The organism is Streptomyces atratus (genome assembly GCF_040655115.1).
Classification (GTDB): domain Bacteria; phylum Actinomycetota; class Actinomycetes; order Streptomycetales; family Streptomycetaceae; genus Streptomyces; species Streptomyces atratus_D.
Window position 1 is genome coordinate 1 of the sequence record NZ_JBFAJH010000046.1, and the last position, 17,000, is coordinate 17,000.

15 protein-coding genes and 3 pseudogenes are annotated in these 17,000 nt (G+C 67.9%); 10 read left to right on the top strand and 8 right to left on the bottom strand.

What is annotated here, in order from left to right; all coding sequences use genetic code 11:
• The 3 genes and pseudogenes from AB0I23_RS32545 to AB0I23_RS32555 form a co-directional block, all read right to left on the bottom strand.
• Nucleotides 1–271 (bottom strand): annotated as a pseudogene (locus AB0I23_RS32545) (IS200/IS605 family accessory protein TnpB-related protein); the annotation flags it as partial.
• A gap of 414 nt (nt 272–685) precedes the next feature.
• Entirely contained in the window at nt 686–1,360 is a 675-nt protein-coding gene (locus tag AB0I23_RS32550; RefSeq protein WP_359114806.1) for a CBS domain-containing protein, read from the bottom strand.
• Between the two features lie 37 nt (nt 1,361–1,397).
• The gene (locus AB0I23_RS32555; protein ID WP_359114811.1) at nt 1,398–1,649 is read right to left on the bottom strand and encodes a hypothetical protein; all 252 of its coding nucleotides are present in this window, start codon (nt 1,647–1,649) and stop codon (nt 1,398–1,400) included.
• Between AB0I23_RS32555 and AB0I23_RS41805 the strand changes: the two are divergent.
• Nucleotides 1,560–1,863, top strand: a pseudogene (locus tag AB0I23_RS41805) (DUF1918 domain-containing protein); the annotation flags it as partial. The gene AB0I23_RS32555 and the pseudogene AB0I23_RS41805 overlap by 90 nt on opposite strands.
• Before the next feature lie 108 nt (nt 1,864–1,971).
• Here the strand turns inward: AB0I23_RS41805 and tnpA are convergent.
• From tnpA to AB0I23_RS32575, 3 genes and pseudogenes are all read right to left on the bottom strand, one after another.
• Nucleotides 1,972–2,253: pseudogene (gene tnpA, locus AB0I23_RS32565) on the bottom strand (IS200/IS605 family transposase); the annotation flags it as partial.
• Nucleotides 2,254–2,399: 146 nt separating this feature from the next.
• Nucleotides 2,400–3,257, bottom strand: coding sequence for a universal stress protein (locus AB0I23_RS32570; protein ID WP_359114729.1), 858 nt, complete (start codon nt 3,255–3,257; stop codon nt 2,400–2,402).
• Complete coding sequence (locus tag AB0I23_RS32575) at nt 3,257–4,159, bottom strand: universal stress protein (RefSeq protein WP_359114731.1); 903 nt, start codon at nt 4,157–4,159, stop codon at nt 3,257–3,259. Before AB0I23_RS32575 ends, AB0I23_RS32570 begins: the two co-directional genes overlap by 1 nt.
• A 276-nt stretch (nt 4,160–4,435) precedes the next feature.
• Between AB0I23_RS32575 and AB0I23_RS32580 the strand changes: the two genes are divergently transcribed.
• The 9 genes from AB0I23_RS32580 (at nt 4,436) to AB0I23_RS32620 (ending at nt 12,590) form a co-directional block, all read left to right on the top strand.
• Nucleotides 4,436–5,113 (top strand): CBS domain-containing protein, encoded by a 678-nt coding sequence (locus AB0I23_RS32580; RefSeq protein ID WP_359114733.1) that lies wholly within the window; start codon nt 4,436–4,438, stop codon nt 5,111–5,113.
• Between the two features lie 80 nt (nt 5,114–5,193).
• Complete coding sequence (gene acsA / locus AB0I23_RS32585; protein WP_359114735.1) at nt 5,194–6,984, top strand: acetate--CoA ligase; 1,791 nt, start codon at nt 5,194–5,196, stop codon at nt 6,982–6,984.
• Nucleotides 6,985–7,011: 27 nt separating this feature from the next.
• Entirely contained in the window at nt 7,012–8,079 is a 1,068-nt protein-coding gene (gene pdhA / locus AB0I23_RS32590) for a pyruvate dehydrogenase (acetyl-transferring) E1 component subunit alpha (RefSeq protein ID WP_359114737.1), read from the top strand.
• Complete coding sequence (locus AB0I23_RS32595) at nt 8,076–9,077, top strand: alpha-ketoacid dehydrogenase subunit beta (RefSeq protein WP_359114738.1); 1,002 nt, start codon at nt 8,076–8,078, stop codon at nt 9,075–9,077. Before pdhA ends, AB0I23_RS32595 begins: the two co-directional genes overlap by 4 nt.
• A 1-nt stretch (nt 9,078) precedes the next feature.
• Nucleotides 9,079–10,431, top strand: coding sequence for a dihydrolipoamide acetyltransferase family protein (locus AB0I23_RS32600; RefSeq protein WP_359114740.1), 1,353 nt, complete (start codon nt 9,079–9,081; stop codon nt 10,429–10,431).
• Nucleotides 10,428–10,679 (top strand): acyl carrier protein, encoded by a 252-nt coding sequence (locus AB0I23_RS32605; RefSeq protein WP_359114742.1) that lies wholly within the window; start codon nt 10,428–10,430, stop codon nt 10,677–10,679. The genes AB0I23_RS32600 and AB0I23_RS32605 overlap by 4 nt, the downstream gene beginning before the upstream one ends.
• A gap of 109 nt (nt 10,680–10,788) precedes the next feature.
• The gene (locus AB0I23_RS32610) at nt 10,789–11,097 is read left to right on the top strand and encodes a BON domain-containing protein (protein ID WP_359114744.1); all 309 of its coding nucleotides are present in this window, start codon (nt 10,789–10,791) and stop codon (nt 11,095–11,097) included.
• 242 nt (nt 11,098–11,339) lie between these two features.
• Complete coding sequence (locus AB0I23_RS32615) at nt 11,340–11,939, top strand: CBS domain-containing protein (protein WP_359114745.1); 600 nt, start codon at nt 11,340–11,342, stop codon at nt 11,937–11,939.
• 12 nt (nt 11,940–11,951) lie between these two features.
• Complete coding sequence (locus AB0I23_RS32620; RefSeq protein ID WP_359114747.1) at nt 11,952–12,590, top strand: CBS domain-containing protein; 639 nt, start codon at nt 11,952–11,954, stop codon at nt 12,588–12,590.
• Between the two features lie 36 nt (nt 12,591–12,626).
• Here AB0I23_RS32620 and ppsA read toward each other — a convergent pair whose 3' ends face one another.
• Both ppsA and AB0I23_RS32630 read right to left on the bottom strand, forming a co-directional pair.
• Nucleotides 12,627–15,074: a phosphoenolpyruvate synthase gene (ppsA, locus tag AB0I23_RS32625; RefSeq protein WP_359114749.1), complete on the bottom strand. Its 2,448-nt coding sequence runs from the start codon at nt 15,072–15,074 to the stop codon at nt 12,627–12,629.
• A gap of 309 nt (nt 15,075–15,383) precedes the next feature.
• Nucleotides 15,384–16,793, bottom strand: a complete 1,410-nt coding sequence (locus AB0I23_RS32630) for an AAA family ATPase (RefSeq protein ID WP_359114751.1) — start codon at nt 16,791–16,793, stop codon at nt 15,384–15,386.
• Nucleotides 16,794–17,000 lie beyond the last annotated feature (207 nt).

Here is a 17,000-nt window from a genome sequence, read left to right on the forward strand (position 1 = left end):
TGATCGCACCCGCGATCCGCGACGACGACCGTGCCGTCAGCTCCCGCTTACGCGCCGCCCACGCGTCCGTGCTGTGCTCCAGACCATCCGCACAGCGAGCCCTGAGATCACCGGAAGCCAGCGCACCCTGGTGCGCACCGACCGCACGCAGCACCCTCTCGTCCTGGGGCGTGAGGTGCCCCAGGCGGTCCCGGACCGCCACCCCGCAAGGCCCGGGCACCACGAAGGGCACGGCCAGCTTCCGCAGACCGCCCACCACATCACCCCCCACCCTCAAGGCCGGACACCTGCCACCCAGTCCAACGAGCAGCGGCCACCAAGGTCACCCATTCGACCCCAGAACCCCCGTTCCCACCCCCACAAACCCACCCACAGGACTCACTCCCGCTCGCTACAACTCACTTCAATGCAGCAAACCGACAGCAGCTCGCAACCCCGCGTGGCGCTCTGGGAGGAACCCGGTCCGCGCGCGGCGGACAGGAGGTGGCACATGCTCCGGCGGTTGTGCATCGACGGCCCCGGCCGGTGGAAGAATCCGCCGTCGAAACACTCCGGCACGGAGGGCGGACTCCGTCGGACGGGACTGCTCCGGCCTCGCGTCGTGAGGGCGGTGAAGTGATCTCGGAACAGGCGTGCGGCGGGGCGGTCGCCGGCCCTGTGGTCAGACAACAGCGGCACGGCAGCCTCACGTGCCGGCGGGTGAACCCGGTACATCGTCGGTCCGGTAATTCAGGTGATCGGCGACGGAAACCACACCGTCGACGCTCCGGCACAATCGTTCGATGATGGGGATCAGGCTCTTGAACTCGACTGATCCGCTGAGGACCACCTCCCCCTGCCGGACCTCGACCGTCACCGTCGAGGGAGCGAGGCCCATCGTCTGCTGGAACACATCCCGGTTGATCTCCTCACGGATGGCATCGTCGTGGCGCAGGAAGATCCGTAGCAGGTCGCTGCGGCTGACGATGCCCAGCAGCTTGTCCGTCTCGTCCACAACGGGCAGACGTTTCACATCCTGTACTTCCATGAGGCGGGCTGCCTCGACCACGTTCCACTCCGGACGCGCACACACCGCGGGAGCCGACATCAGCTCCTCCGCTCTGGCCCCCTCGGCCTTGGCCCGCTCCCACGCCTCGACATGCGGAATCGGCGTCAGCCCGGATGGATCGGCCTGGTCGGAGGACTTGCGCAGCAGGTCGGTCTCCGACACCACACCCATGGGCCGGTCCAGTTCGTCCACCACGGGCACCGCGGTGACATCGTTCTCCGCCAACAGTTTGACGATCTCCTTGAACGGCAGGTCACGCCGCGCCCGGACGACGTCTCGCGTCATGAGCTCTGCAACGGTTCGGTGATGCATGTGACTTCCCCTTCGGGGGTGTGACGGCCAGTAGTGGTCATGTGTCGAGCGGATCAGGAACCAGACGTCCACGGTTGAGCTGGCCGGGCCCGTTTTTGGGGTCCAGTGGGCCCAAAAACGGGCTACTGGACCCCATGGCAGCGGCACGCTGTGCGTGGCAGTTTGAATACAGCAACATAATGAGGAAACGGTGACGATCATGCGAGCTCACCTCGGCGATCATCTTGTTGTCGAAAGTCCGGCCACTGGCGCCAGCAGGCGCGACGGCGAGATCGTCGGACTCCGCCATGAGGATGGGACCCCTCCCTACGACGTGCACTGGTCGGACACCGACCATGTGTCGCTCGTGTTCCCAGGGCCCGACGCCCATGTCCGTCACCTTGAGCACGGGGCCGGGAGAACCCACGAGTCATCCCGGCCGGGCGCGAACGATCCTGGTGCCCAGTCCACCAGGACCGGGTCCGACGGGACCCCCAGCCCCCGGCGACATCGGCCGACGCATCGTCATCCCTGATCTTGCGTGGGTATCCCCGGCTTCAGCCGGGGAGGGAAACGCGTCCTTGGTCCGGAGGCGCGAAGCGCCGGAGTTCGCTGCGCCTTCGGGGTGACGGTCAGGCAGGTCGCTTCTGTTCTTCGATGTACTGGCGGATCACGGTCAGCGGTGCTCCGCCGCAGGATCCCGCGAAGTAGGAGCGGGACCAGAACACCGGTCCCACGCCGATGCGGTTGATCCGGCCCGTGTACTCCGCCCGCAGGTACCTGGAGCTGACGCCCTTGAGGCTGTTGATCAGCTTCGACAGGGCGACCTTCGGCGGGTGGTGCACCAGCAGGTGGACGTGGTCGGCTTCGCCGTTGAACTCCCGCAGCTCCGCCTCGAAAGTGCCGCAGACCTCGCATGATCAGATCTGTGCGTACACGTTCCTCATGCGGCCCACCGTGGGCCAGCAGAGCCAGACGGCGTTCGGCCTCCGGCCCGGCCAGTCCGCAGGGCTCCTGCCCGGGCTCCCTGTCCGCTGCCGGGGCGGTCGTCACAGTGGGCTCACACGAGGGGAACTGTGATCACCGGGCAGTGCGCCCGGTGCAGCAGTCCGTGGACGACGGAGCCGAGCCGCATGCCCGTGTAGCCACCCCGGCCGCGGCGCCCCACCACGACGGCCAGGGCGTGCTCGGACGCACGGGCCAGCTCTTCCACCGGATGCCCGGTCGGCACCTCGTGGGTCAGGTGCACGTCCGGGTACTTCATCGACCAGCCCGTCGTGGTTTCGGAGAGCAGTCGTCGCTGAGCCTGCACGGCGGCCCTCTCGTCGTGGAGCGTGAAGACGGGCGGCTGCCACACCGAGACGGCGCGGAGCGCGGCTCCGCGGAGGTCGGCCTCTTCGAACGCCAGCCCCAGCGCCGCCTTCGAGGACTCGCTGCCGTCGATTCCCACGACCAGGTAGGTCGGCTGCTGAGTGATGTGTTCTGCGTCGCCCACGACCACCACGGGACATCGTGCCTGGGCTGTGACGGGGACCACGAGAGAGCCGGCACTGAGGTACTCGGCCGTACGGCTCAGATGCCGGGACCCGAGGACGACCATCCGGGCCCGCCCGGACAGCCGGCCGATCACGGCAGCCGGGTATCCGTCGAGCAGACTGGTGGCCGGCTGCAGCTGCGGATGGCGCGCCCGGACCCAGTCGGCCCCCTCCCGGAGAGCGTTCGACCCGGCTTGGAGCATGGACGTTCTGCGCGGGCTGTCATCGCGGGGATGCGGGTCGCGCAGTGGAGGTACGGCCACCACGAGCCGGAGCTCCAGCCCGCGCCGCTGTGCCTCGTCCGCCGCCCAGGCCAACGACAGGTGCCAGTTCCTCGACGGGTCGATACCGACGACGAGTTCACGATGTTCGACGGCGCCCATCACGGCTCACTCCCGTGTCCGGAACCCGGCCGCGGAATGAGTTGCACGGGACAGTACGCGTGGTGCAGAAGGCTGTGCGTCGCCCGCCCGGGAGTGGGGCCGATGTAACCGGGCGACCGCCACCCGCCCGTCACCAGAAGATCCGCATGCCACGATGCCTCCACCAGTGCTCCGGCCACGGTCAGGCTCTTCTCGGTATCCGCCTGCACGGTCAGGGCCGGGAATTCGTCACGGATCCGGTTCGCCTCGGCGGTCAGGTGGTGGACCTGTTCGCCGACGAGCGTCTCGACGTCGTCGAGCATGGTCACGGCGATTCCAGCGGACTCGAAAACGTTCCACGCGCGCAGCAGCCGCAGCGAGGCCTTACAAATCTCCGCCTCGCGCGCCGCGTAGCGGGCGCATTCGGCGTCGTGCTCGTCACGGACCGCGACGAGCACCACCCCGGTCTCGGCCCCGTCGTCAACGCCCCTGACCACGATGACAGGCGTCGTGGCACCTGGGGCGACCTGCCGACCGACGGATCCGAGCATGAGGTATGGAAACCCGCCGAGACCACGGTTGCCCACCACGACAGTGCCGCGGAGGCCGGCGGTCCCGTGCAGGCTGGGGACGGGTGAGCCGGTGCTGAACTCCGTGGTGATGTGCGGGCCGGGGCTCTGTTCCCCGATGGCGGCGGCGGTGTCCCGCAGCAGGTCGCGACCCGCGCCGCAAACCCGCGCGACGCTCTCCGCCGAAAGGTGGGGAGTCCGGCAGTCCGTGTCGGCCGCGTGAACGATGCGCAGCGGGCCGTCACGGCGTGCGGCCTCGGCCGCCGCCCACAGCGCTGCCCGGCGGGCCGACTCGCAGCCGTCGACGCCGACGATGACGGAGCCCAGTTCCGGGCTGCCGGTGGTGCCTTTCATGGTTCCTCCTCACCAAGGGCCACTGACAGGGGACACCTCTCACGCTGGCACCGCGAGCCCCGCTCGGAGAGGGGCCGTCGGGGGCGCCCGAGGGCCCCGATGGTCCCGGTCGGGAGAATCCTGCCGTGTCCGAGCGTCCGAGCCGGGTCCGACCGGTCCCGGCGCAGGCCCATTCGGCCCTCTTCATCCCCGTGCGGCCCAGTGGATCGTGGTTTCTGAACGAGCCGCCCGCATTGCGTCCGTGCGGGTCTCCGCGAGAGAGCCGGAGGTGCCTCCATGAGGCACATCAAAGTGGGAGACCTGATGACCGACGAGGTCGTCTCGGTCGTCTCGGTCACCTCCTTCAAGGAAGTCGCGAAGCTGCTCGCGCAGCACGACATCAGCGGACTTCCCGTGCTCGACGACGAGGACCGGGTTGTCGGCGTCATCTCCGAGAGCGACCTGCTGAGCCGACAGGCGACGGGACATCCGGTGACGGGCGACGCTCCTGACGCCGCCACCAGGACCTCGTCCGGGGCCGAATTCACCGCTGCCGAGGTCATGTCGACGCCAGCCGTGACCGTCCACGCGCAGGAGACCGCACCGGAAGCCGCCCGGCTGATGACCCGCCGTGGCGTGGAGAGGCTCCCGGTCGTGGACGATGAGGGCCGGCTTGTCGGCATCGTCACGCGCCGGGATCTGCTGCTCCTCTTCCTGCGACCCGACGCGGAGATACGACGACGTCTCGTCGAGGACGTACTCGAAGACACCATGGGACTCGGACCCGCCGCAGTCACCGTCCACGTGGTGGACGGCGTCGTCACCCTGGAAGGCCGACTGGAGAACCGGAGCCAGATCTCGGTCCTGACACGCCTTGCCGAACAACTCGACGGGGTGGTCGCGGTGGTGAGCCATGTGACCGCACACGTGGATGGCCCGCCGAGTGCCGCGCACGGACCGTCCGCAGCGCCGTGAGGCCGCACTGCCGGCATCACCGTCACCACGAAGCCGGAGTGTCTCCTTGAGGAATCCGGAGCGAGGACAAGGACTCGGCCATGGACCACCGCGTCATCCACAAGCAGCCCAGGTCCGGCGCCGCCTTCATGCTCCAGGATTATGAGCGGATCCGCGCCGAATTCACCTGGGACGAGGCCCGGTCGCAGTTGGCCGGGCTGCCCGGTGGCGGGCTGAACATGGGATATGAAGCAGTGGACCGTCAGGTGGCCGCAGGCCTTGGCGGGCGGGAGGCATTGCGCTGCGTCGCAGCGAACGACACAGTCACCCGTATCAGTTATGGCGAGCTCGCCGGCCTCACAGGGCGCTTCGCCAACGCACTCACGTCCATGGGGGTGGCCCGGCAGGAAATGGTGTTCACGCTCCTGGGCCGCTGCCCCGAGCTCTACGCCACGGTGCTGGGCACGCTGCGCAGCGCCCGCGTGCTGTGCCCGCTGTTCTCCGCGTTCGGCCCAGAGCCCGTACGCCAGCGACTGGAACTGGGCGACGCCCGGGTTCTCGTCACCACGGAGGAGCTGTACCGGCGCAAGGTGGAAGAGAACAGGAACCGCCTGCCGCACCTGGACCACGTCCTGCTCGTCGGCCCCGTCAAGGATCCGCCCACCGGGACGGCTTCGTTCGACGAGATCATGAAGCAGGCATCGCAGGAATACACCGTCCCTCCCACCGAACCGCAGGACATGGCGCTGCTCCATTTCACCAGTGGCACAACCGGGGCGCCCAAAGGCGCGGTCCACGTCCACGAGGCTGTCGTCGCCCATCACGCGACAGCGGCCTTCGCACTCGACCTTCGCCCGGGCGACGTCTACTGGTGCACCGCGGATCCCGGATGGGTGACCGGCACTTCGTACGGAATCATCGCTCCGCTCACGCACGGGGTGACCCTCGTGGTGGACGAGGGCGACTTCGACGTACACCGCTGGTACCGCATCCTGGACGACCAGAGGGTCATGGTCTGGTACACGGCGCCGACCGCGATCCGCATGCTGATGCGCGCAACCCCCCGGGAAGGGACACGCCAACTGCCGGGCCCGTACGACCTGTCGGCCCTCCGTTTCATCGCCAGCGTGGGCGAGCCGCTGAACCCCGAAGCCGTCCTCTGGGGGCAGGACGTCCTGGGCCTGCCGATCCATGACAACTGGTGGCAGACGGAGACGGGCGCCATCATGATCGCCAACTTCGCCTCCAGCGACATCCGCCCGGGCTCCATGGGACGCCCACTGCCCGGAGTCGAGGCCGGTCTTCTCGAGCGTGGCGAGGACGGCCGCGCCGAGGTCACCGACGGCCACGTACGCGTGATCGGCGAACCGGACACCGAAGGAGAGCTGGCGCTGCGTCAGGGCTGGCCATCCATGTTCCGGGGCTACCTGAACGAAGAAGCCCGTTACACGGCGTGCTTCGCGGACGGCTGGTACCTCACGGGCGACCTCGCGAAACGGGACCAGGACGGTTGGTTCTGGTTCGTGGGCCGCGCTGATGACGTCATCAAATCGGCAGGACACCTGATCGGCCCGTTCGAGGTGGAGAGCGCACTCATGGAACACCCCGCCGTCGCGGAAGCGGGCGTCATCGGCCGTCCGGACCCTGTCGTGGGAGCAGTCGTCAAGGCATTCGTGTCGCTGCGGCCGGGCCGCGCACCCGACACGCACCTGAAGCGAGAACTTCTTGCGTTCGCACGGCGGCGGCTGGGCCCGGCAGTGGCTCCCCGAGAGATCGAGTTCGAGCAGGACCTCCCCAGGACCCGCAGCGGCAAGGTCATGCGCCGTGTGCTGCGCGCCAGGGAAATGGGACTGCCCGAAGGAGACCTGTCCACGGTCGAGAACCCGGGATGACACACACGCGCGAGAGAAGGCCCGACCATGAGCACCACCACCACGCGGACCGACGGACGAACCCGTCCGGCAGCCCGCAAAGGCGCCCGCAAGAAGGTATCCACCACCACTGCCCACAGCACACCCGCATCCGATCACCGCCTTTCCCTCCTCCGGCGGATGCTTGTCATCCGCCGATTCGAAGAACGGTGCGTCGAGCTGTACAGCAGCACGAAGATCCGCGGATTCGTCCACCTCTATATCGGTGAGGAGGCCGTCGCCGTGGGGGTCAACGAGGCTCTGCGCCAGGAGGACGCCGTGGTGTCCACCTACCGCGAGCACGGACACGCTCTGGCCCGTGGGGTGCCCGCCGACGCGGTGATGGCAGAGATGTACGGCAAGGTCACTGGTTGCAGCCGTGGACACGGCGGTTCCATGCACCTGTTCGACGCAGACCGCCGCTTTTACGGTGGCAACGCGATCGTGGCCGGCGGACTGCCCCTGGCAGCCGGGCTCGCACTCGCCGACCGGATGCGCGGCAGCACACGTGTCACCTGCTGCTTCTTCGGCGACGGCGCCTTCGCGGAAGGTGAGTTCCACGAAACGGCCAACCTCGCGGCACTGTGGCGGCTGCCCCTGTTGATGGTCTGTGAGAACAACCTGTACGCGATGGGAACGAGCCTGGCTCGTGAACACGCGCAGACCAACCTCGCGATGCGTGCCTCGTCCTACGGTATGCCCGCCTGGAGCGTCGACGGCATGGACGTGCTCGCCGTCGAAGCCGCCGCCCACCAGGCCACGGAGTCCATACGCGCGGGCATCGGACCGCACTTCCTCGAAGCGCAGACCTACCGGTTCCGCGCCCATTCCATGTACGACCCGGACCGTTACCGTGCCAAGTCCGAAATCGAGCAGTGGAAAGGGCGTGACCCGATCCGAGGGCTGGCCGACCGGATGCGTTCCGAGGGAGAGCTCGGTGACCAGACGATGGAACAGCTGGAGCAGGATGTACTCGGTGTGATCGAACGGGCCGTCCGGTCGGCGGAGGACGCACCGGAGGAGCCCGTCGCAGACCTGCTCCGTTTCGTGACGAGTGAACCCGGGGGCTCCCCGTGAACACGCGGCGGTCATCCACCAAGGCTCCCTCGACGACCACCTATCGGGAAGCCCTGCGCGACGCCCTGCGCGACGCCCTGCACGACGAGCGGGTCTTCCTCATGGGTGAGGACGTAGGCAGATACGGCGGATGCTTCGGTGTCAGCCTGGGCCTCCTGGAGGAGTTCGGACCCGACCGGATCCGGGACACTCCGCTGTCGGAGTCAGCGTTCGTCGGCGCGGGCATCGGTGCCGCGCTCGGCGGGATGCGGCCGGTGGTCGAAATCATGACCGTCAACTTCAGCCTCCTCGCGCTGGATCAGATCCTCAACAACGCGGCCACCCTGCTGCACATGTCCGGCGGACAGCTGAGCGTACCTATGGTGATCCGCATGACCACTGGAGCGGGACGGCAGCTCGGTGCCCAGCACTCCCACAGCCTGGAAGGCTGGTACGCCCACATCCCCGGCATTCGTGTACTCGCCCCGGCGACCCTGGACGACGCGCGGCACATGCTGGCGGCCGCCCTCGCCGACCCGGACCCGGTACTGGTCTTCGAGCACGGCAGCCTCTACAACGCCGAAGGCGTCCTGGATCCCACCATCGACGCCGTCGACCTCGACAGTGCGGCAGTGCGCAGGCCCGGCACGGACATCTCCATCATCACGTACGGTGGATCGCTGCCGAAGGCCCTGGCCGCCGCGGATGACCTTTCGGGGGACGGCATCAGCGCGGAAGTCCTCGACCTGCGTACCCTGCGCCCGCTGGACGATGCCACCATCATGGAATCCGTGGGCCGCACTCACCAGGCCGTGGTCGTGGACGAGGCATGGCGCAGCGGCAGCCTCGCCGCGGAGATTTCGGCCCGCATCACCGAGCAGGCTTTCTACGAGCTCGACGCTCCCGTGCAGCGGGTATGCAGCGCAGAAGTGCCCATTCCCTATGCCCGGCAGCTCGAAGAGGCGACGCTGCCCCAACCCGCATCGATCGTGGACGCGGTGCGCCTGGCGGTGAGTTGACATGGCCGAGTTCACCATGCCTTCCCTGGGCGCGGACATGGATGAGGGCACTCTTGTCGAATGGCTGGTCAGCCCGGGCGACACCGTGGCGAAGGGGGATGTGGTCGCGGTCGTGGAAACGGCCAAATCAACCATCGAGGTGGAGTGTTTCGACTCGGGTACCGTCGGCACTCTCCTCGTCAGGCCGGGGACCATTGTGCCGGTAGGCGCCCCCATGGCGGTCATCGGTCCCGCGGCCGAGCCCTCAGCCCACACCGTCGCGCAACAGCCGGCCGGGCCGGCTCCCGGCCCCCACCCCGCCTCCGTTCGCGCGGCCGCTCCGGCCGACGAAGTCGTGTCGACACCTTTGGTGAGGCACCTGGCGCAGAAGAACGACATCGACCTGTCCACCGTGCACGGTTCAGGCAAGGGCGGCCGGATCACCCGGGCCGACGTCGAGAGGACAGCATCTCGGCCGCCGCTCCGGGTACAGGCATCGCCGCTGGCCCGACGTCTGGCGCAGTCGTTGGACGTGGATCTGGGGAGGGTCCGGGGAACTGGGCGAAACGGCACGGTCAGAGCCGACGACGTGCGTGCCGCGGCGGGCCGTGCGCCCCGTACCCTCGGTCGCCGCCCGCCTGCGGCAGGAGCCCCAGCCACGCCCCGGGACCGCCCGTCGGTCAGGACCGGCCCCAGCGCCCCCAGCACGAGGGAACCGGCCGCACGCTCGGCGATCTCCGCGCTGATGACACGCGCCAACCGCGACATCCCCCACTACTACCTGTCCACGACGATCGACCTCGCGGCCGCCACGACGTGGATGCTCAACCGGAACGCGAACAGCCCCGTGGGGGAGCGGCTCGTGCCTGCGGCACTGCTACTGAAGTCCGTCGCTCTGGCCGCACGGCAAGTCCCGGAGTTGAACGGCCACTGGACGGATGACGAGTTCGTCCCGGCCAATGAGGTGCGACTCGGCGTCGCCGTGTCCCTGCGCGGCGGTGGCCTGGCGGCACCGGCGCTGGCCAACGCCGACAGCATGCTCCTGCCTGAGCTGATGGAGACCCTCAGAGATCTGGTTTCGCGGGCCCGCAGAGGGCGCCTGCGTGCCTCGGAGACCGCTGACCCCACGCTCACGGTGACGAACCTCGGCGATCAGGGTGTGGAGACAGTCTTCGGGGTGATCTACCCACCGCAGGTCGCGCTCGTGGGACTGGGGTGTGTCATCGAGCATCCGGTGGCCGTGGACGGGATGCTCACTGTGCACCCGACCGTGACCGCCACGCTCTCCGCCGATCACCGGGCGAGTGACGGTGCGACCGGCGCGCGCTTCCTGACAGCACTCGACCGACTGCTCCAACGACCGGAGGAACTGTGAACCACGACGAGGCGCTCGAACTGATCAAGCAGGTCCTGACAGACGTGGTGCCCGGCGCCGACCCAGCCCTCCTCTCACCCGACGAGAACTTCCGGATCAGTCTGGAGATGGATTCGCTGGACTTCCTCAACTTCATCGAGGCGCTGAGCGGGCGCACGGGCCTTCCCCTTCCCGAGGCGGACTACCCCTCGCTGAACACACTGAACGGCTGCGCGAACTATGTAGCCACGCACACGCCGACCGCTTAGACGGGGCTGAGCGGCCTCGCCAGGGGCCACATGGCCTCTCCTGCGCTCCTGCCCCACAGGCCAGGCTGAGAACAGATCGCAGAAGTGCAGCACACCGGAGGTCTCCGCCATGCCGCGCTTCGTGACAGTCGGCGAGCTGCTGCGCCCCATGCTCCGCCGAGACGACGCCATACGCGATGAAATCATCGACGAGGTACTGGGCCGTACTTTCCGCATGACGCCCGGAGGCGTGACCGTGACTGTTGAGGACGGAGTCGTCACTCTCGATGGCGGAGTCGACGATCGATCAACCATTCCCGTCATCGAACTCCTGTGCCTCTCTGTCGACGGCGTCGTCAGCGTCGACCAGTCCCTCGAATACGCCGTAGACGATCTGGCATCGGATTCCGATCCGGCGCGCAGCACCGGCAACTCCTGAGCGCTCACGCAATGGGACGAAAAGCGCCTACTGCTTCTCGCGGTTCCTGATCGTGCGGTGCGCGGTCATCAGCCGCTTCTCCGCATCCTCGAAATGGCTCCGCACGTCGATTCCACGAAAGTACCTGTTCATGCCCGGGCAACAGGGCCGAACAGTCCCCGGCGGACCCCGGGTGGTCCTACCGCCGGCGGAGAAGGATGCCGACGCTCGGACATACAGGGCCTCTTCTTCCTGGAGGAACTATGAAACATCTGCGTACCGTCGACGACGTGATGACGCATGCCGTCATCACGGTCAACCGCGGAACGCCGTTCAAGGACGTAGTGAAGACCATGCGGCAATGGCGGATCAGCGCCCTGCCCGTCATGTCGGACGAGGGACGGGTCGTCGGCGTAATCTCCGAAGCCGACCTTCTGCTCAAAGCGCAAGGCGATGAGTCCCGCGCCGTCTCCGCCGGCCAGCTGATGACCGTACCCGCCGTGACGGTGACCCGGAATGCGGGCATCGCGAGTGCCGCTCGGCTGATGGCTCGCGGCCACCTCAAGCGGCTACCGGTCGTTGACGACGACGGAAGCCTGGTGGGAGTGGTCAGCCGGGGTGATCTGCTGAAGATCTACCTCCGCCCGGACAAGGACATCGCCCAGGAGCTGCGCGAGCTGATCCTGACTCGGCTCATGCCGGCGGGCTCGGCGATCGTGTACGTTCACGTGTCCGACGGCATCGTCCACCTGAACGGCACCATCCCCGACCCGTCACTCAGTGACGTGCTGGTTCGGATTGCGCACACGGTGCCAGGAGTCGTGAACGTGACGGCCCGGTTCGACGCCGAAGCTCCGGCGTGAAGGAGAACGACGATGAGGCATCGCAGCGTCTCCGACCTCATGACGCCCACAGCTGTCAGCGTCCAGCGTGGCACGACGTTCAAGGAGATCGCCCGGCTCCTCGACGAGTTCGGTGTCACCGCCGTGCCCGTCGTGGACGAGAACGGATGCCCCGTGGGCGTCGTTTCCGAAACGGACCTGCTCCACAGACGCGACTCCGGGGGCGGCGCGAACTCCGCAGCCGACCTCATGAGCCACCCTGCGATCACCGCGGCGCCCGAATGGAGCGCCGTCCGCGCCGCCCGCACCATGGAGAACTACAAGGTCAAGAGGCTCCCCGTCGTCGACGCCGGAGGGCATCTGATCGGAGTCCTGAGCCGCAGCGATCTCCTGCAACTCTTCCTGCGCAGGGACCGCGCGATTCAGGAGGAGATCCTCGAAGACGTCCTGACCCACACACTCCGGCTCAGTCCCTCGTCGCTGACTGTCGAGGTCGCCGACGGTTTCGTGACCCTCAGCGGCACCGTGAGCCGACACAGCCTCGTCCCCGTCGTCCTGCGCCTGTGCCGGAGTGTCGACGGAGTCGTGGATGTGACCAATCGGCTCGACTACGAGCAGGACGACCTGCCGGCCGACGAACGAACGGACACCCGTCGACAAAAGACGACCTGACGCATTGATAGCGGCGCCCCTGTGCTGTGTCCGGTCTTATGTGACGTCGCGGGGCGACAGGCCCGTTTGGGGCTGTTGGGTACCGAGCGGGGCCGTTCGGTTTTCCCCACACAGGTTCAGTTCGGCAGCAGCCACGTGCTGTTTCACCGTGGCGAAGCTGTCCGGTGTCACTGAGATCGAGTCGATGCCTGCCTTCACCAGGAATTCCGTGAAGGCGGGGTCGTCGCTGGGGCGCTGGCCGCAGAGGCCCACTGTGCGGCCGATGGTCTGAGCGCGCGAAATGAGCGACTGGATGCTCTGCGTGACCGCGGGGTTGGTCTCGTCGAAGACATGGGCGAGGGCTTCGGAGTCGCGGTCGACGCCCAGGGTGAGCTGGGTCAGGTCGTTGCTCCCGATGGAGAAGCCGTCGAAGCGCTCGGCGAAGTCCTGGGCCAGGATGATGTTGGAGGGGATCTCCGCCATGACGTACGCCTTGAGGCCGTGCTCGCCCCTGCGCAGCCCCTGTTCGGCCATGACGTCCAGAACCCGGTCGGCCTCTTCGGGGGTCCGGCAGAAGGGAATCATGACGATGACGTTGGTCAGGCCCATCTCGTCGCGAACCCGGCGCAGCGCCCGGCATTCCAGAGCGAATCCTTCGCGGTAGCCGTCGCTGTAGTAGCGGCTCGCGCCGCGCCAGCCGATCATCGGATTCGCCTCGACCGGTTCGAAGGCCTTGCCACCGAGCAGACGCGCGTACTCGTTGGTCTTGAAGTCGCTGGTCCGTACGACAACCGGGTCGGGCCAGCGGGATGCGGCGATGCGTGCCACGCCGTGAGCCAGTCGGTCGACGAAGTACTGGCCGCGGTCGGGGTGGCCCTTGGTGAGCTGCTCGATGACGCAGCGGTCGTGCTGGTCCACTCGTTCGGGGTGCAGCAACGCCATGGGGTGGACCTTGACCTGGTGGGCGACGATGAACTCCAGGCGCGCGAGCCCGACCCCGTCGGCGGGCAGACGCCACCAGCGGAAGGCGGCGGACGGGTCGGCGAGATTGAGCATCACGCGGGTCCGGGTGGCGGGGAGTTCGCTGAGATCGGTCTCGCGCTCCTCGTAGGCCAGCAGCCCTGCGTAGACCCGGCCCCGGGCACCTTCGGCGCAGGAGACGGTCGCGTCCTGGCCACTGCGCAGTACCTCGGTGGCCCGGCCGGTGCCGACGACGGCGGGTACGCCGAGTTCGCGGCTGACGATGGCGGCATGCGAGGTCCGGCCGCCGTGGTCGGTGACGATCGCGGCGGCCCGCCTCATGACCGGTTCCCAGTCCGGGTCGGTGATGCCGGTGACGAGCACCCCGCCGGTCGGGAAACGGTCGAGATCCACAGGCGCGTCGAGGACGATGACCGGGCCTGAACCGATGGCCTCACCGACCGCGCTGCCTTCGACGAGGCTCTCCCTCGGAGTGGTGGTCAGGCGGCAGCGACGCAACGTCGTCGTACGGCGGCGGGACTGCACGGTTTCGGGGCGGGCCTGGACGATCGCCAGTTCTCCGGTCAGGCCGTCCTTGGCCCATTCCAGGTCCATGGGGCAGCCGTAGTGCTCTTCTACGACCATGGCCCATTCGGCCAGCAGTCGGACTTCCGCGTCTGTCAGAACACGCTGCGCGCGCTCCTCAACGGACGTGTCGACGGTCCTGGTGAGCCCGCGCTCTCCATAAACCGCCTTCTTCCGCTTCACTCCGATCCGGACATCGATCACGGGGTCCAGTGCCGGATCCTTCAGGCTCGGCTTGAAGACCGTGTGCTCGTCGGGGTCGACCTGGCCGCTGACGACGGTCTCGCCCAGACCCCACGCCGCGCTGACCACGATGACCTCGGGGAAGCCGCTCTCAGGGTCGAGGGTGAAGATCACGCCTGCACCCGCGAGGTCGGAGCGGACCATGATCTGGACGCCGACGGAGAGAGCGACCGAGAGGTGGTCGAAGCCCATCCGTTCCCGGTAGTCGATCGCGCGGTCGGTGAACAGGGAGGCATAGCAGCGGTGGCAGGACTGCAGCAGCTGGGCGGGCCCGCGCACGTTCAGGTAGGTCTCCTGCTGGCCGGCGAAACTCGCCTGGGGCAGGTCCTCGGCGGTGGCGCTGCTTCGCACGGCGACCTCGGGATCGTCACGGCCCTGGTCGCGCGCGAGCTGTTCGTACGCGGAGGCGAGTTCGGTCCGCAATCCGGCCGGCAGCGGCTCGGCCATGATCATCGACCGGATCGCCGCCCCCACCTCGTTCAGCGCGGCCCCTGCGTGCAGGCGTCCTATCTGCGCTGCGATCCGTGCACGCAGTCCGTGCCTGTCGAGCAACTCCCCGTACGCGTCCGCCGTCGTCGCGAAGCCAGGAGGCACCCGCACCCCCGCAGCGGCCAGGTGCGCGGTCATCTCCCCCAGCGAGGCGTTCTTGCCACCGACACGGCCGACATCCTGCCGGCCGAACTCCGCGAAGGGTACGACGCGTCGAGTCACTGCCATGATGTCCTCCGCCGTATGTGCGAGGTCTGCGGACTTTCAGTAGGGCATCGGCCGACCGGGACGGGGTGCGCAGATCCAGCTGCGCGGGCTTGCGGGGCTGTCTCGGCCTGATCTGGGTCCGGATGCGCCGCATCGCTGTCACCTCTTCGGGAGGCGGAGCCCGGAAAGCGTCCGACTTCCACGATCGCCCCGGAAACGTCGTCACCGCAGTGCCGAGTGGGCCATAACTGAGAGGGACCGAACGGCCCATGGCCGAGGTGGGCTCGGATCTGGTGGCCGCCGGACCACGACGCTTCGCGACAAGGCCCCCTAAACACCTCCGTACAGGTGCTCGAGATCAACGAGCAGGACCTCACCGCGAGCGTGCGCCGCATGCAGCTCGGGACTGAATCCCGAACCACCGTAGAGGGCCAGGCGAACGTGGCTGAGATCTTCACGGGAATCGAGCGCGTCCAGTATGTGCTTCAGGCGTTGCAGATGGTGGATGTCCATGCCGGTGTGCCATCGTGCGAGCCCCACCGACAGGAGGGGGCCTCTCATGTGGCCGTCCCGTCGGCGGACCACGACCTCGGCGTCGAGCCTGGCAGTCGCCGACGGGTCGCCGAGGGAGCCGTACGACGCCGTGCCACGTTCGGCACCGAAGGTGGCCGGGTCGGCGAAGCAGGCCGCCCAGTCCCGGCAGACCTGAGCGAACCGGGGCTCGGCGACGAGAATGTTGAAATCGGTTCGCGCGTCCTCCCACACCGTCTCGGCGTTGCTCTGTTCGAGAGCCGCCCTGCGCGGACGTGCCACGGCGTGCTCGAAGGCGAGGAGCGGGTCCGCGATGTGGTGACGTGTGATCCCCGGTTGCAGTCCGTCTGTCTGCGATTGGAGCAGACCGTGGTCACGGAGGACGGCCAGAGCGCGCGAGGCGTCAGTGAGCTGCTGTCCCAGGAAGGTGGCGATTTCGCCGCAGGTCGTGCAGCCTCTGGCCAGGGCGGCGAGTACGGAGTGGCAAGTCCCGCGGGTCCAGGGCCCGGTCTCCTCGTCGAGCAGGTGGCGGGCCTCGTGGAACAGCGGCGTTCGTGGATTCAGGACGGTGCGACAGACCCAGGCATCGAAGTCGTCACGATCGACGGGAACGTCGTCGCCCACGTAGTCGTGCCGGTAGGCGGGCGTACCGCCGACGACCGTGTAAACGAGAAAGGCGAGCCTCGCGTCGTCGATGCCCCACAAGCGTGCTGCCTTGCGGAAGTCCAGGGGCTGGATGTCGAGCTTCAGCGCGGCAAGGGCGCGCAACGGTGAGGAGGAGGCGAACAGCCGGGTCATCACCGGTGCGGTCTCACCGCCGAGCAGCAGTCGCGCACGGTTGTCCAGCGGCGACCTGTCGAGGTACCGGAGGGCACCGTGGATGACGGACGGCAAGTCTGGGCTCGCCGCAACGAGGTCGGGGAACGAGTCGAGGATGACGGGCAGTGGCCTGGTGTCGCTCAACGCCAGCAAGGCGTCGAGGCCCTCCTTCCAATCACGCCAGTGGCTGGGCCGTGCGACCCGCCGGTATCGCGCGTACTCCTCGCCCACCCTGCGCAGCGCCTCGGCTTCGGTGGCTTGCTGACCACAGGAATAGAATCCTCCCGTGGCTCGTGCCACCGATTCCAGCAGGAGCGTCTTGCCCTGGCGAGGGCGCCCCATGACGACGCCCAGCCCCGTTCCCGGATGCGGATCGCTCGAAAAGGACATCAGGGCTGCCCATTCGTCATCCCTGTCGAAGAGGCGATCGGGCTTGGCCGGCCACTCGGGGCCCATGCTCGAGGTCTGTTGCTGTCCGTGTACGGCATTCACACCATGTACCTCCGGAACCAGCTGAGGGCTATTTCATTCTCGGCCTTGTGGCCGTCGGGCGCTGCGCCGGCCTCGTCGTCGCGGCGGGCCGTGCGAAATTCGTCG

Excerpts from the sequence above, each read along its gene's own strand:
- AB0I23_RS32550 (WP_359114806.1), bottom strand. The coding sequence starts at position 1,360 with ATGCATCACCGAACCGTTGCAGAGCTCATGACGCGAGACGTCGTCCGG.
- AB0I23_RS32555 (WP_359114811.1), bottom strand. The coding sequence starts at position 1,649 with ATGGCGGAGTCCGACGATCTCGCCGTCGCGCCTGCTGGCGCCAGTGGC.
- AB0I23_RS32570 (WP_359114729.1), bottom strand. The coding sequence starts at position 3,257 with ATGGGCGCCGTCGAACATCGTGAACTCGTCGTCGGTATCGACCCGTCG.
- AB0I23_RS32575 (WP_359114731.1), bottom strand. The coding sequence starts at position 4,159 with ATGAAAGGCACCACCGGCAGCCCGGAACTGGGCTCCGTCATCGTCGGC.
- AB0I23_RS32580 (WP_359114733.1), top strand. The coding sequence starts at position 4,436 with ATGAGGCACATCAAAGTGGGAGACCTGATGACCGACGAGGTCGTCTCG.
- acsA (WP_359114735.1), top strand. The coding sequence starts at position 5,194 with ATGGACCACCGCGTCATCCACAAGCAGCCCAGGTCCGGCGCCGCCTTC.
- pdhA (WP_359114737.1), top strand. The coding sequence starts at position 7,012 with ATGAGCACCACCACCACGCGGACCGACGGACGAACCCGTCCGGCAGCC.
- AB0I23_RS32600 (WP_359114740.1), top strand. The coding sequence starts at position 9,079 with ATGGCCGAGTTCACCATGCCTTCCCTGGGCGCGGACATGGATGAGGGC.
- AB0I23_RS32610 (WP_359114744.1), top strand. The coding sequence starts at position 10,789 with ATGCCGCGCTTCGTGACAGTCGGCGAGCTGCTGCGCCCCATGCTCCGC.
- AB0I23_RS32615 (WP_359114745.1), top strand. The coding sequence starts at position 11,340 with ATGAAACATCTGCGTACCGTCGACGACGTGATGACGCATGCCGTCATC.
- AB0I23_RS32620 (WP_359114747.1), top strand. The coding sequence starts at position 11,952 with ATGAGGCATCGCAGCGTCTCCGACCTCATGACGCCCACAGCTGTCAGC.
- ppsA (WP_359114749.1), bottom strand. The coding sequence starts at position 15,074 with ATGGCAGTGACTCGACGCGTCGTACCCTTCGCGGAGTTCGGCCGGCAG.
- AB0I23_RS32630 (WP_359114751.1), bottom strand. The coding sequence starts at position 16,793 with ATGTCCTTTTCGAGCGATCCGCATCCGGGAACGGGGCTGGGCGTCGTC.